12 protein-coding genes are annotated in these 13,651 nt (G+C 57.8%); 8 read left to right on the forward strand and 4 right to left on the reverse strand.

The window, feature by feature from the left end; all coding sequences use genetic code 11:
* Positions 1–53: 53 nt before the first annotated feature.
* The gene (locus AC0L18_RS05630; RefSeq protein WP_473490974.1) at positions 54–767 is read left to right on the forward strand and encodes a hypothetical protein; all 714 of its coding nucleotides are present in this window, start codon (positions 54–56) and stop codon (positions 765–767) included.
* A gap of 128 nt (positions 768–895) precedes the next feature.
* Positions 896–1,759 (forward strand): GNAT family N-acetyltransferase, encoded by an 864-nt coding sequence (locus tag AC0L18_RS05635; protein ID WP_473490975.1) that lies wholly within the window; start codon positions 896–898, stop codon positions 1,757–1,759.
* A gap of 398 nt (positions 1,760–2,157) precedes the next feature.
* On the opposite strand, the gene AC0L18_RS05640 is transcribed toward AC0L18_RS05635, so the two are convergent.
* The 3 genes from AC0L18_RS05640 to AC0L18_RS05650 form a co-directional block, all read right to left on the reverse strand.
* Positions 2,158–3,159, reverse strand: a complete 1,002-nt coding sequence (locus tag AC0L18_RS05640) for a LysR family transcriptional regulator (RefSeq protein ID WP_473491153.1) — start codon at positions 3,157–3,159, stop codon at positions 2,158–2,160.
* A gap of 415 nt (positions 3,160–3,574) precedes the next feature.
* Positions 3,575–3,823, reverse strand: a complete 249-nt coding sequence (locus tag AC0L18_RS05645) for a hypothetical protein (RefSeq protein WP_473490976.1) — start codon at positions 3,821–3,823, stop codon at positions 3,575–3,577.
* Positions 3,824–4,266: 443 nt separating this feature from the next.
* Positions 4,267–4,809 (reverse strand): ABC transporter substrate-binding protein, encoded by a 543-nt coding sequence (locus AC0L18_RS05650; RefSeq protein WP_473491155.1) that lies wholly within the window; start codon positions 4,807–4,809, stop codon positions 4,267–4,269.
* Positions 4,810–5,289: 480 nt separating this feature from the next.
* Between AC0L18_RS05650 and AC0L18_RS05655 the strand changes: the two genes are divergently transcribed.
* The 6 genes from AC0L18_RS05655 (at position 5,290) to AC0L18_RS05680 (ending at position 12,155) form a co-directional block, all read left to right on the forward strand.
* On the forward strand, positions 5,290–7,083 hold the full coding sequence (locus AC0L18_RS05655; protein WP_473490977.1) for a putative bifunctional diguanylate cyclase/phosphodiesterase: 1,794 nt from the start codon (positions 5,290–5,292) through the stop codon (positions 7,081–7,083).
* Positions 7,084–7,152: 69 nt separating this feature from the next.
* Positions 7,153–7,674, forward strand: a complete 522-nt coding sequence (locus AC0L18_RS05660) for a ubiquinone biosynthesis methyltransferase UbiE (RefSeq protein ID WP_236389247.1) — start codon at positions 7,153–7,155, stop codon at positions 7,672–7,674.
* The gene (locus AC0L18_RS05665; RefSeq protein ID WP_473490978.1) at positions 7,671–8,849 is read left to right on the forward strand and encodes a methyltransferase domain-containing protein; all 1,179 of its coding nucleotides are present in this window, start codon (positions 7,671–7,673) and stop codon (positions 8,847–8,849) included. Before AC0L18_RS05660 ends, AC0L18_RS05665 begins: the two co-directional genes overlap by 4 nt.
* Before the next feature lie 14 nt (positions 8,850–8,863).
* Positions 8,864–11,230 (forward strand): SpoIIE family protein phosphatase, encoded by a 2,367-nt coding sequence (locus tag AC0L18_RS05670; protein ID WP_473491156.1) that lies wholly within the window; start codon positions 8,864–8,866, stop codon positions 11,228–11,230.
* Between the two features lie 2 nt (positions 11,231–11,232).
* Positions 11,233–11,796 (forward strand): slr1658 superfamily regulator, encoded by a 564-nt coding sequence (locus tag AC0L18_RS05675; RefSeq protein ID WP_023797947.1) that lies wholly within the window; start codon positions 11,233–11,235, stop codon positions 11,794–11,796.
* Positions 11,797–11,816: 20 nt separating this feature from the next.
* On the forward strand, positions 11,817–12,155 hold the full coding sequence (locus AC0L18_RS05680; RefSeq protein WP_023797948.1) for a slr1659 superfamily regulator: 339 nt from the start codon (positions 11,817–11,819) through the stop codon (positions 12,153–12,155).
* 100 nt (positions 12,156–12,255) lie between these two features.
* Here AC0L18_RS05680 and melA read toward each other — a convergent pair whose 3' ends face one another.
* Positions 12,256–13,629: an alpha-galactosidase gene (gene melA / locus AC0L18_RS05685; RefSeq protein WP_473490979.1), complete on the reverse strand. Its 1,374-nt coding sequence runs from the start codon at positions 13,627–13,629 to the stop codon at positions 12,256–12,258.
* Positions 13,630–13,651: the final 22 nt, after the last annotated feature.

Raw genomic sequence — 13,651 nt, forward strand, 5'->3', positions numbered from 1 at the left:
AACCGCCACCGGGGCGCAGCGCCCACGGTGCCACCACACCAGAGGATAAGACAATGTACGGACGTCACATTCGTGGCGCGGGTACTGCCGCGCGCTTGGTCGCTGCAATCACGGCGGCGGCCATTTCGGCCACCGCCGCGGCGGGTGGCTATGAGATCGCCGCCGAACCCGCCGCATCATCGCCTGGACCCGGTGAACCAAGTGTCGCCGAGGTCAAGGCGGCAACGGAACGGTTTAGAGACGTGAAAGTAGCCCTAGCAGAGGGCTACGTCCGAGATCCGCTGAACTTGTGCGACACGGCGGAGATGATGGGCTATACCGCCGAGCTCGGAGCCATGGGCATTCACTTTGCCCGTTTCGATCTGCTCGGGGTCTCAGCCCCGCCCAATCCCCGCGTGGATGGAAACGGCATACACACCAATTTTCTAATACCGTCGATTTTGATCTACGAACCACAGGCCGACGGCTCGCTCGAACTCGTGGCGGTTGAGAACCTGGTCTTCGCGCGCGCTTGGAAGGAGGCTGGGCACGACGCTCCGCCGACGTTCCAAGGCGTGCCGTATGACACCATGGCGGACGATCCCGCCACGCCGGCGGATGAGGCGCACCTCTTCGAGCCGCACCACGACCGGCATGTCTGGATCTATCGCGAAAACCCGAACGGCGTCTTCGCTCCGTTTAACCCTGCGGTGACGTGCAAGCACCACCGGAACGGCGCCGAGCATCCGCACCAAACCCAGCGGCGGGCAAGTCACGGCCGGCCTTAAGGACTTCACGGTTTGCGCTGGCCCGGCTGCGCCGGGCGCAACCGAGCCGCGGCGCCAACTGCGGCGCCCGCTGCAGTGATTCTTGGCCCATCGGCAGCAACAGGACGTGGCACCGTGGAGAAACAATCATGACCGTACAAATTCGCCTGGCTGCACCCTCCGACGCGGAGGCATGCGGCCACATCATTTACAAGGCTTTTCAAGGCATTGCAGCGCGGCACGGCTTCCCGCCTGATTTCCCAGCCGTTGAGGCCGGTATTGAACTGGCCCGAAGACTCACCACGAACCCATCGGTATTCGGGGTCGTCGCCGAAGAGGAGGGTCGCGTGGTCGGCTCCAATTTCCTCTCGGAGGCGGACGCGATCCGCGGCGTCGGCCCGATCACCGTCGATCCGACTGCCCAGGGCGCCGGCATCGGACGGCAGCTGATGCAGGCCGTTCTTGACCATGCAAACGGCGCGACGGGCATCCGCCTGCTTCAGGACGCCTTCAATATGCGTTCGATCGCGCTCTATGCCTCGATCGGCTTCGAAGTTCGGGAACCTGTGCTTGTGATGACCGGCCGTCCGGCCGGGAAGCCGACAGCCGACGTCATCGTCCGCCGGATGCGCGAGCACGACCTGGACGCCTGCGACGCACTCTCTCGTCAGGTGCACGGCATCTCTCGGCACGGCGAGTTGGTGGAGGCGTTGCGATCTCTCACGCCTCTCGTCGCTGAGCGTGCGGGTCGCATCGCGGCATACATGACGGCGCCGACATTCTGGATTGCCAATCACGGCGTTGCAGAGAGCGAAGCCGGGATGACGGACCTCCTCCTCGGCGCTGTGGCCGCGCACTCCGAACCCCTCTCCTTCCTGCTGCCGATCCGGCAAACGGGACTGTTTCGGTGGTGTCTCCAACACCGCATGCAAACGGTGAAGCCGATGACGCTCATGTCGATCGGCAAATACCGTGCGCCAATCGGAACCTATATGCCCTCCGTCTTCTACTGACCGGGAAGGCAGCTCGGTGCCAAAGCTGACGAATGGATAAACGGCCACGAAGCCCGATATCTGGGCTGCGTCCAAGTTGAGGTTCCGATATGATCCGCACACCAGCAGCAGGCGGCCGGGATGCCGGACGCCAAGCTTTCTTCGGCACACGAAGCCGTCCGGCCACCGCAGGCTGAAACGCAGTCAGCGCAGGGTATAGTCGTCGTGGAAGCGTCCGATGACCCGTCAATCGACCGCGGTTTGTCGTACCTCCACACGTTGGAATCAGGGCCCGGCCAATGCCAACTACCCAATAGGGCAGGACGCTCGGCCCTCATCAACAATCGCTAGGCACGGTTGCCACCTGAGCGAGCAGGATAAGCGGTCCTCACGATCAGCTATCCGGGCAGTTATGCTGCTCAAGTGAGGCGGTCCGCGTCAACGGATCGGATGGACCCTGCTGAGTCTGCGTCGGCAGAGGTTCTGCCGGCCATCACTGGTTGCTCCGCACTGGCGCGCGAGGGCCGCGTCTGGCCAAGTAGAAGAGCTCGATGCTTCGCGATCTCCTCCACCATGAAATCAAAGAACGCCCGGATCTTCGGCCGCGTGTGTAGGTCTGGATGCGTGAGGATCCAGAAGCCGCTGGTAAGCTCTGGCTGCGGATCGATGACGCGGACGAGGTCCGCTTCCGCATCGCCGATCTGACAGGGCAACAGCGCCAGCCCAAACCCCGATTGTACGGCCAACAGCAAGCCGAGAACACTATTGCTTCGGCAGGCGATCTCGCAATCAGGAGCCACGGCACGCAACCAGCGCGCCGGAGTAATGTCCTCGATCGAGCCTTCGAAACCGATCAGCCGATGAACATTGAGATCGTGGGGTTTCGTCGGGCTACCCCACCGTTCCACATAGCTGCGGCTCCCGTAGATCGCCCAGGATTGGTCTGACAATTTGCGCCCTACCAGCGAACCGTTGCCAGGGGGACCGGCGCGCAGCGCTATCTCGGCCTGCCCATCACTGAGGTCATTGTAGCGGTCCTCAATCAGCAGATGCACCCTTATTCCCGGATACTGGCGGTGGAACTCGTTGAGCAGTTGCGGCACGAGACCCAAAGCCATCCCCTCTGCTGTCGTCACTCGCAGGGATCCCGTGAAGGCGCTGTCCAAAGCGGCGGCGCGCCGGGTCAATGCCTGCACAGCCGCCTCCACGGCGGTTGCCTCTTGCAACAACGCTTCGCCTTCCGGCGTAAGGCGATAGCCGTCCCGCTTCCTGTTGAAGAGCCGAAGCCGGAGCGCCTCCTCCATGGCGGTTATGCGGCGGACCACTGTGGATTGATTTACGCCAAGGTGGCGCCCTGCGGCCGCCGTATTCCCGGCCGACGCAACCGCAAGAAAAAAGCGTAAGTCGTTCCAGTCAATCATCACGGTGATTATGCATTTCTGCCATCTAAAACGCCAGAAACAATGATGGGGGCGTAAGGCGACATGCGGTTATTTTTATCGATTGCGGAATCGGAAGGAGCGGGTTGATTTCTCGCAATAGGTATTCGAACCGGACGTCCGGGCCTCACGAGGCGTTTTCGGAGGTTTTGAACGTGCGCCCTTTCTCGATGATGACGCACGACCGGGACCGGCGCGCTGCGCTGATAAGCGCTTAACAGGCCGATCGAAACCGAGGGGCAGATTATGGATTAATTCGGACATCATACTAAGCGCTTGCGCACCTTCATCCGAATCGCCGAGTGCGGCAGTCTCGTCGATCGCATAGCGATGACGCGCCGATCTAGAGCGTGATCGGCGCTCCTCTCCGGCCTCGGTCCAACATGTGACGAGCTGATCATTCGGCCCGCCCTTCCGGCCAGCCCCGAAACTCGGTGTTAACGCCGTTGGCGGCTGAAAGGATGTCGGCCACAGGTCGAAAGTGTACTGTGCCGCCCGATCTCAAGTCGAGGAGGCGGAAATGAATTTTCTTCGGGTTGCGCTTTTGTGCACGGCCTTGATCGGCTTGGTAATGCCGGCCGTTCGCGCTGAGGATCAGCCTGTTCCGCCAAACGGCGACGCAGCGCCTGAGCAGCCGCCAGTTCATTGCGAGGGGCTAAACTGCCTCCCACCAGCCGACGACCCAGTCGAGGAATGCAAGGGGCAAGGTTGCACGCCGGCTCCGCCGGTTGACCCAGGTCCGCAGATTGAACACGTCGACTGAACAGCATCAGCCGAACACCCCGATTACGAAGGTGATCGCAAATCCGCGGAGAAGGTTGGATTTCAGGTCCTCTCCCTCTACCAAAACTCCTTAAATCATTGATATATCGAAAAAATCTATGCAAAATGGTAGCGCCTCCGTTTGAAACTGATCAAGAAGTAACGTGGCGCCCTCGTTTTCAAGCGCCAGGTGATTTCAGAGTCGAGGAAGAGCAGCACGCGTTTTACTCCTCCCTGAAAGCGCGCTTGATCCGATCAGCAAGGGCTGCACGATAAAAGACAACATCGTGCGCCTGCCGGTGGAAGATTTTCGCCGGCCGCTGGTGATCAGGCGGCGCCTTCCAGATAGCGCCTGTCGAAGACGCCTTCGGCAACATCGCACTTCGACTTGTCGAGCAGGTTCGCCCTGACCATCAGGTCGATCGTCGTCTTGAGCGCCTTGTCTGGCATGGCCAGGCCCTGCGGCCACATGCCCATGCCACGCATATATTCCAGGCCCCGTCGCGCCAGGGATTCGCTTTCGGGTGTGGTAATGCGCTGGAAGATCGGCAGGGTGATGCCATGGTTGGCCGCTTCATTCGTAACCGAATGCGCCTCGATCAGCGTCTTGAGGAAGCGGGCCACGAGATCCCGGTTCGCTGCGAGCCAGGATGCCTTGCCGATGACAGCGGTGAAGACGATCTCGGGGATTGCGGCGCTGACTTCCCCGAGCAGATTGTAGCCCTGGTTCTGCGCGAGGAAATTCCATGGTGCGGGCTGCGGAGCGCAGTCGATTTCGCCTGCCTGCAGCGCCTCCCACCGCTTGGTGTGAATGCCGGCCAGGGCAAACTCATAGTCGCCGGGATAGTGCAGCCCTGCCGCGGCCAGCATGATCACGCGTGCGCCAAGTCCATTTCAGGACACCGTCGGCCTCGCGCATTGCAGCGCAAGGCCAACGGCTGCCTTAGAATGAACGGCGCAAATTGCTCAGCCAGTGCAGCGAAGCCTGAACTGGCCGTTCTCTGAATGTGGGGAAAGGCGGTAGCGCCCTCCCGCTACCAGCTTCAAAATTGCCCAACAATTCTCCGGCCTTCATGGCTCCCGGAAGCCCAGCGTTTGCGGGATGTGCGGCCGAAAGCTGGGGAGAGCGGAAACAACCTTCCCATTCAATCTGCTCTCCGAATGTCCATCATTCTCCGAAGCTGGGGAGCCTTTTGGATCTTCGGTCCAGCCCATCCGCGGGCACAATCTTTGCGTTTCCGCCAACGGTTCCGCCAATGGCGTTTCTATGACTTGCCCGCAAGCACCGCCGCAACCTATAGGTTTGCAACTAGCCTTATGGTTTGCTAGCTTCACCGTAGGGATGAGGAGATGCGGATTTTGTACCGCCTTTGGAAGTGGCTCTTACGTCCGAAAGCACTGGGTGCCGGAGCGAACAGGGAAGAGCTTTCACCGAGTCATCCGTCCTCCATCAGCGAAGCACGTCTCCTGGACTTTTTGGCGAACACGACTGATGGTGTGTCGTTCTATGATCAGGACTTCCGCCTGACGCACTACGCAACCAACCTCAAAAGCATCCACAGCCGCCCGCTAGTTGCGGGCGTCGCTCTGAGGGAGATTTATCCGAACGTCGACACTGAGCTCATCGAAAAATTTGTTCGCGTGCTGCGCGGCGGCACTCCAATAAATGTCAATCTCCAGCGATCGCTGGGGGAGGCGCCCCGTTCCGCTGTCGTTTTCGGCGCTGCGAATGGAATTGGAATCATTGAATCCAGAGAAAGGGAGCAGGGCGGGCGAGGCTCACCGGAAGAGCAAGAGCGTATGATGCTCCTTCATCAGGCGACGCACGACGCATTAACCGGATTGCAGAACCGGCGGCGGTTCAGCGAAAACCTGCAACAAGCTCTGTCGGTGGTCGATGAGCCAAATGCCACTGCCCTGCTGCAAATCGACCTTGACGGTTTCAAAGCGGTCAATGACACACTCGGCCATGGCACGGGCGATACGTTGCTTCAACTGGCAGCAGGCCGGATCCGGGACACGCTGCAGGACGGCGAACTCGCATACCGGTTAGCTGGAGACGAGTTCGCCGTCATTCAATCGCGTACGGGACAGCCCGCCGAAGCGGAACGCCTCGCGGGGGCGTTAATTGAAGCATTCAAGGCGCCGTTTATGATCAACGACATCCCCGTCTTCGTCGGCGCGAGCATCGGAATTGCATTCGGACCGGGACACGCGACCGAGGGCGAGCAGTTGATGAAGGCCGCGGATATCGCCCTTTATGCAGCCAAAAGAGACGGACGCGGCTGTGCGCGAATTTTCAATCGCTCGATGCAGCTCCTGCTCGAACAGCGTGAAAACCTGAGGCGCAGTCTTCGAATGGCGCTGGACCGGAACGAGCTTTATCTTGAATATCAACCGCTCATTCGGGCTCCCGCATCGGTCGTGGGCTTCGAAGCGCTGCTGCGATGGCGGCATCCCGAAGTCGGGACCATTCCTCCGAGCGTGTTCATACCGATCGCCGAAGCCGACGGCCTCATGGACGAGATTGGACGATGGGTGATCGAAGAAGCCTGCCGCCAAGCAACGAGATGGCCGTCTTCACTGACGGTCGCCGTGAACCTGTCGCCGGCGCAGTTCCTGAGCGGTTCGCTCACGGACACGGTTGCTCAGATCGTCGACGCAGTCGGAATCCGCGCCGACCGGCTTGAGCTCGAGATTACCGAAACCGTTCTTCTCGAGCAAACCGTCGACAACATTGACACACTGAATACCCTGAATGTCCTCGGGATAAGGATCGCGCTAGACGATTTCGGCACCTACTACTCCTCGTTGAGTTACCTTAAGAACTTCCCGTTCGACACATTGAAGATAGACCGATACTTCATAAAAGACATAGAAACCGATCGAAAAAGTCAGACGATCGTGCGATCGATCATAGGCATGGCGCACGGCTTGGGAATAAGCGTCACCGCGGAGGGAGTTGAAACGCCGGGACAGGCACAGTGGCTGATCAGGGAAGACTGTGATTACCTCCAGGGCGACTTCCTGGGACGGCCACTCGGAGCCGAGGCAACGCGCGATTTCATCAGGCGATCTTCCAAGGAACTAATACGCGAAAGCGGGGACGAAATCTGGCGATCCAGCGTCCGGCCCCATGCATAGCGGCGTGGACGAAATTGAGGGGTCGCATCGCTCGACTAAAATGCAGCCAGAAACGAGTGAGGAACGCCGATGAATATTGCTTCTCATGACGAAGATGGCGAAGCAGTCTTTGAGACAATGATCCAGATCGATTTGGACGTCAAAACCTTTATGTCTGATTGGATACTCTGCGATCAACTCTCGACCTACTCGGCGCGAATGATCAGCCATAACAGACCTGACTCCGTACGGCATTCAAACCTCTTTTCCTCTGCGTTGAACGAATTATTGGAGGTCGCCTTTCGTACGCGGCATTACGGCGGTGAAATAGCCTGTAGGGTGTCCCGCCGGGGTGAGACGGACAGGATCGAACTGACATTCCCTTGCATGCCCGAAGAACGACAATTCTTTGAAGAAGCGGTGTTTCAAATTACGGGATCCGAGGCAATGGAGCGCTATCTCAACTCAGTGTCCGGAGACCTCGCGCCCAGTCGTGAAGTCGTTCTCTTGGAACTCGCCATCGACTACAACGCGACCCTTCGAGTCGAGCAAGTCGGCGCTGACATCATCACTCTTGTCGTCGATCTTCCGCTTGAGGGCATGCCAAGTTGAGCGCGTACAACCTTTTCCCGCGTTTCAGAGCGCAATACGATGTAAACGATCAGGAGTTCTCGATATCGGGAATACTGCGGCCCCAGTCGATCGATGAGCTTGCGCCCAGCATTGCCCTGTTGAAGGAATCAATCGCTCGTGTACGCGGTACCCTGTACGTAAACGTCAAACGATTGACGCAAATGAACAACACCGCATTTCATGCTTTCTCGCGGGTCATTATTGACGCCTGTCGTGCTCGACCAGATCTCAGGTTCGTACTCGTAACGTCAAGCGTTGTCGGGTGGACGACCACAAAATTCGGGCGCTTGAACGGAATCGAAGCGAACATCACGGTTCAAGAGTATGACAGTGATTTCTATCCGGGGCAGAGCTTCCTCGAAGAAGGCGGCTTCATTCCGATCCTCCGCACACAGACGAAGATGACTTGGCGCCACGAGCGCACAATCTTGCCGCGACACGGCATGCAATCCGGTATCATCATGGCCGACATCTGTTGCGGAATTGGTGACTTCGCCGTGCTCGTGCAGAAAGAATTTCAGCCGTCACGGATTGTCGCTCTCGACCATTCCAGATCAAGCCTTGCTTATGCGCGAAGCGTGGCTGCGGCGTTCGATATCGGAGGAATCGAATATACCTATGGCGACGCGTCAGAAATGCTGCTCGACCAAGATCAGTTTGACTTGGTCACATGCCGACACTCCCTGCAGGTGTTCAACAAGCCCGAACTGATTCTCAAGGAACTCTTTCGCATCTGCAAGCCGGGCGGACGCGTCTACATCACGAATGAAAAGAACTCGCACTGTCTGGGCGAACCGCGCGCCGATAGCATCCAGTGGACCTATAATGAAGTCGCCAAGCTTTGGGCGCACTTCCAGATGGATATCGAGCTCGGCCCCAAAAGCCGTCGATACCTGGTCGAAGCGGGGTTCGAAGACATTCGAGTCGAGTCTTTCGTGGTCACCAACCACGACGGCGATCCGCAGGACTTCGCAGATGTCGTCGCGGCATGGGAGAACGTCTATGCAGGCGAGATGGCGACAAAGCGAGGTGACCCGCCGGCGTTCATCAGGCGGTTCCGACAGGGTTTCCAGGATCACATTTTCGCTGCGCTCCACCCCAAGGGATATGCCGGCTGGCCAATCTGGGTTGCATCGGGACGTAAGCCACTGTGAGCGAGTCGCATGCCATTTCCCCCAAACCCTGGTCCGTTTTCCGGCCTAACAGCTTCCGCGCGAAATTCATAATCGTTGTAGGCGGGGCGGTGCTCTTCGACCTCCTGGTCGGTGGGAGCGTCGCCCTGTGGAACGTCAACCGGCTTTCCCGCGACGCGACGTACCAGATCGAGAGCGGCCTCACCAAGGCGAGCCAGGAATACCTCCAGAATTATATCGAGACGACTGCTCTGCGCGCCGATCTCCTCTTCGACCAAATGCACTCCGAGGTTACCGCACTTGCAGGCTCCATGCAGAGACTGATCGATCATCCAGAGGCGAAGGAGGCAATCGGCAACGCGCTGGCGACGGACTCCTATTTCAATGCGCCGCTTATACATGACCCCAAGGGAAACTGGATGCAGAGCCCACAAGGGTCGCCTTCGGTCTTGAGTATCTGGGGATATCTTCTCTCCCCCGATGGCCGACCGAAGCCCGAAATTCTCCACAAAATTCAGGAGAGTGCGGCGTTCGACATTTTTGGCCCAAGCCAAATGGCAACAGGCGCCAGGAAGTTGCAGGTCTATTACGTTGGACCGAAGGCAGCACCTATCATGCGCACGACTCCTTACTCCGATCAGGCGCAAACCTTCGACAAGCTCTATCCGGGCCACAACAACGCAAATTTCTGGGATTTCTTCTTTCCTGGCGTCTATGAGCGCTGGCAGGGGTGGATCAGGGACCCGAATTCGCGCCCCGTAAAAGGCGATGACATCACGGCGACTGCCCCATATATCGATGCGATTACCGGCAAGCTCATAGTGAGTTTCTTCCATCCGCTCTGGACGAAGGACCGCAAGGATGTCGCCGGCATGGTCGCTTCCGACGTAACGCTCGATCAACTCGCTGAAATCGTCGAAAGCGTGAAGGTCGCTGAGACGGGCTTCGGTTTTCTCACCATGTCGAATGGCAATGTGCTCGCGATCAAGCCCGAAGGCGAGAAAACGCTGGGGCTCAAGATTGCAAGCGGTGCGGCGGGTCAAGGCGTTACCGGACTCGATCGCTCGCTCAAAAAGAGTACGCATTCGGCCGTTGCGGCGCTCGAACTTCCTGCCGACGACAAGACGGTCATCAAGCATATTTCGATTTGGGAGGATGGCGAAGCCGAACCTCACATCGTCGCGCTTCGCCGACTGGAGGCAGTCAATCTCTGGAATAGCACGGGGTCCATCACAGCCGAAAACCAGATGCTCGGCTTCGTCGTCCCGGAGCGGGAAATCTATGCTTCTCTGCTTGCAGCGCAACAGAGCATTTCCAGCGCGACCAACCGGATCCTGGTCTCCCAGATCATCGCAATTATCATTTCGCTCCTGATTGTCTTTGCGGCTGTCTTCGGAATCTCAAAGCGGATCACCGCAGGCCTCAGCGCGCTTGCAGCAGCCGCAAAGCGGCTCCAGGCACAAGACTATTCAGTTCGAGTAAGCATTCCGACGCATGACGAAGTGGGAGAGGTGGGGATCGCGTTCAACCGGATGGCGGAGGAGATCAGCTTCCATACGGAAAATCTCGAGCAAATCGTCGATGAAAGAACGAAGGAGCTTGAAGACGCAAATCAGGAGATTTCCGCCCTCAACAGCAAATTGCGAGATGAGAACCTCCGCCTTGGTGCAGAGCTTGCAGTTGCCAAACATATCCAGATGATGGTTCTGCCGAGAGCCAGCGAACTCGAAGCCATCCACGGGGTCGAAATCGCCGCTTATATGCGGCCGGCCGACGAGGTCGGCGGCGACTACTACGACGTCTTGCAAGAGGGATCGCGGGTCAAGATCGGGATCGGCGATGTCACAGGCCACGGGCTCGAAAGCGGTGTGCTGATGCTGATGGTTCAATCCGTTGCACGCGCACTGCAGGAGACTGGCGAGGACAATCCACGTCAGTTTCTCGATCGACTGAACAGAGCCATCTATAAAAATATCGAACGGACCAACACCGACAAGCATCTCTCGCTGGCCTTTCTTGACTTTGAGAATGGGAGGGTGACCCTGTCAGGGCAGCATGAGGAGGTTCTCGTCGTTCGTGCAAATGGAGAGATCGAGCGTATCGATACCGCCAATCTTGGTCTGCCGATCGGCCTCGAACGCAACATCTTGCCGTTTATCGCAACGCGCGACATTCCGTTCAACAGCGGCGATGTGATCGTGCTCCACACGGATGGTGTGACCGAGGCGGAAGATCAGGAGGGAAAATTGTTCGGTTTGATACGCCTCTCCAACAGTGCGCGCCACTATCATCGCAGGAGCGCCGAGGAGATCAAAACTGGAATTATTGAGGACCTGATGGCGCATATCGGAACACAGAAAATCCACGACGACATCACGCTCGTGATCATGAGGCACAAGTAGGAATGACAACACTGTTCGGAACAGCCGACTTTGCAATTGGAATGAGAGAGAGCGTCAGCCGCGTGCGATTGTTCGATGGACCTCTCGACCTGAGTTGGCATCATTGCGCTACTACTTCGGACTTCATCGCGGACGTTTTTGCCCTGCGCTTCCAGTCTTCTCGCAACGACTACAGGGAAGTGCGACACAGCATTGGCTATCTAGTCAACGAACTGATTGAAAATGCGGTCAAGTTTCGTGCGCCAGGCGAGATCACGATCGAGGCGGCCATAGAATCGGAAAGTTTTAAAATCAAGGTTTCGAATGTTGTTGACGTCGAAACGACGGCTAAATTTCAAAATCTTCTGTCGGAGATCACAGCCGGCGATCCGGGTGAGCTCCTGATCCAGCGAATCGAAGAGAATGCCGCGGACCCTCAGACAACAAATTCCGGTCTTGGATTGCTGACGTTGATGAGCGACTATGGCGCGAGCCTGGCTTGGGTCTTCAGCCCCGCCGACGAAAGGGATCAGGTTCGCCTGGAAACATATGCTTCAATTGTGGTATCATCAGAAACTTATAACTAAAACGAAATGAAGACAAAATCGTGGACATAACAACGACAAATTATCGCGTGTGGAACGAAGGAAGCGATGTTTATTTTGACGGCGTAATGAGGTTGTCCAGTTCTGAGGCCTATGCGCCTATTTTGCAGCTAATGATGAATGTCCTTACCTCCAATCCTACTACTATAACGATACATGTATCAGACTTGGAGTTTCTTAACTCGTCGGGCATCAATTTATTGGCCAAATTTACCATAGAGGTCAGAAAGCATCCAGAGATCCAACTCATTGTCCGGGGAAGCTCGGAAATACCTTGGCAGTCGAAATCGCTCCCAAATCTCAAAAAACTACATCCTGCGATGGTACTCTTCGTTGGCTGACAGGCGGTTTATCCAGGCGCCAAAGACCATTCGGCTACACTTTCCGGACGTCTGCCTTTTGAGATGAGAATCGAGGCTCCAAACCAGGACCGTTCCGTCCTTACGCTGCCTGCACGTTTTTCGAGATCCGCGCCCACTCCGGAATCCAGTCGCGGTGCGCGGCGAGCAGGTCATCGACCAGCGACCAGATCTGGTCGAGATCGAGTTCGGCGGCGGTATGCGGATCCATCATCGCCGCGTGATAAAGATGCTCGCGGTTTTCCGTCACCAAGGCCGCGACAGTCAGTTCCTGCACATTGACATTGGTGCGAATGAGCGCCGTCAGTTGCGGCGGCAAGGTGCCGATGAAGGTCGGCTGGATGCCGGACGCATCGACCAGGCACGGCACTTCCGCCGCGCAATTTTCCGGCAGCGAGGTGATGCAGCCATTGTTGCGGACATTGCCGTAAATAACCGAGGGCTCGCCGGTCCAGACCGAGTTCATGATCGAGGAAGCATATTCATGGCTCTCCTCGATCTCGATGTTCTCGGCGCTCCGGTAGGCGGCCGCCTGCCCTTTCCAACGCTCGATCTGCTCGATGCAGCGCTTGGGATATTCATCGAGCGGAATGCCGAACTTCTCGATCAGATCGGGCCTGCCGTCCTTGATGAAATAGGGCGTGTATTCGGCGAAATGCTCCGAGCTTTCGGTGACGAAATAGCCGAGGCGGGTCAGCACCTCGTAACGCACCTTGTTCGGGCAGCGCGGATTCCAGTGGCTGGGTTTCGGAAATCGCCCGTCGCGGTAGCCGCGCACGAGATCCGGATAAAGGTCGCGGTAGCTGCCATCGGCCTGCCGATGCTCGAATTTCAGGTAGAAGGCCATGTGGTTGATGCCGGCGGCACGGTAACGGATTTCCTCGAGCGGGATTTCGAGATCTCGGGCGAGTTCGAAAGCCGTTCCCTGCACCGAATGGCAGAGACCGACCTGCTTGATGAGCGGATACTTTTCCGCAATCGCCCAGGTGTTGATCGCCATCGGGTTGACGTATTGCAGGAGGATGGCGTCGGGGCAGATTGCCATCATGTCTTCGCAAATTTTCCAGAGATGCGGCACGGTGCGCAAACCCCGCATGATGCCGCCAACACCGAGCGTATCGGCGATCGTCTGGCGCAGGCCGTATTTCTTCGGCACCTCGAAATCAGTGACCGTGCAGGGCTCGTAGCCGCCAATCTGGAAGGCAACGACGACGAAATCCGCGCCTTCCAGGGCCTTGCGCTGGCTGGAATGCGTCTCGATGGTCGCCGCAGCGCCAAGCGTCTTGACCAGCTTTCCGGCGACGATCTCGCTTTCTTCCAGGCGCTGCGGATTGACGTCCATCAGCGCGATGGTAGCGCCCGAAAGAGACGGCCGCTGCAGCACATCGCCGATGACATTCTTCATGAAGACGGTGGAACCGGCCCCGATGAACGTGATTTTGGGTTGTCTCGTCATGAATTGCGCCTCTTGTCTGCGA

The organism is Mesorhizobium sp. WSM4819 (genome assembly GCF_055811215.1).

What these genes read in the sequence shown, in the direction of transcription:
- AC0L18_RS05630 (WP_473490974.1), top strand. Translation starts at nt 54, where the DNA reads ATGTACGGACGTCACATTCGTGGCGCGGGTACTGCCGCGCGCTTGGTC.
- AC0L18_RS05635 (WP_473490975.1), top strand. Translation starts at nt 896, where the DNA reads ATGACCGTACAAATTCGCCTGGCTGCACCCTCCGACGCGGAGGCATGC.
- AC0L18_RS05640 (WP_473491153.1), bottom strand. Translation starts at nt 3,159, where the DNA reads ATGATTGACTGGAACGACTTACGCTTTTTTCTTGCGGTTGCGTCGGCC.
- AC0L18_RS05645 (WP_473490976.1), bottom strand. Translation starts at nt 3,823, where the DNA reads ATGAACTGGCGGCTGCTCAGGCGCTGCGTCGCCGTTTGGCGGAACAGG.
- AC0L18_RS05650 (WP_473491155.1), bottom strand. Translation starts at nt 4,809, where the DNA reads ATGCTGGCCGCGGCAGGGCTGCACTATCCCGGCGACTATGAGTTTGCC.
- AC0L18_RS05655 (WP_473490977.1), top strand. Translation starts at nt 5,290, where the DNA reads ATGCGGATTTTGTACCGCCTTTGGAAGTGGCTCTTACGTCCGAAAGCA.
- AC0L18_RS05660 (WP_236389247.1), top strand. Translation starts at nt 7,153, where the DNA reads ATGAATATTGCTTCTCATGACGAAGATGGCGAAGCAGTCTTTGAGACA.
- AC0L18_RS05675 (WP_023797947.1), top strand. Translation starts at nt 11,233, where the DNA reads ATGACAACACTGTTCGGAACAGCCGACTTTGCAATTGGAATGAGAGAG.
- melA (WP_473490979.1), bottom strand. Translation starts at nt 13,629, where the DNA reads ATGACGAGACAACCCAAAATCACGTTCATCGGGGCCGGTTCCACCGTC.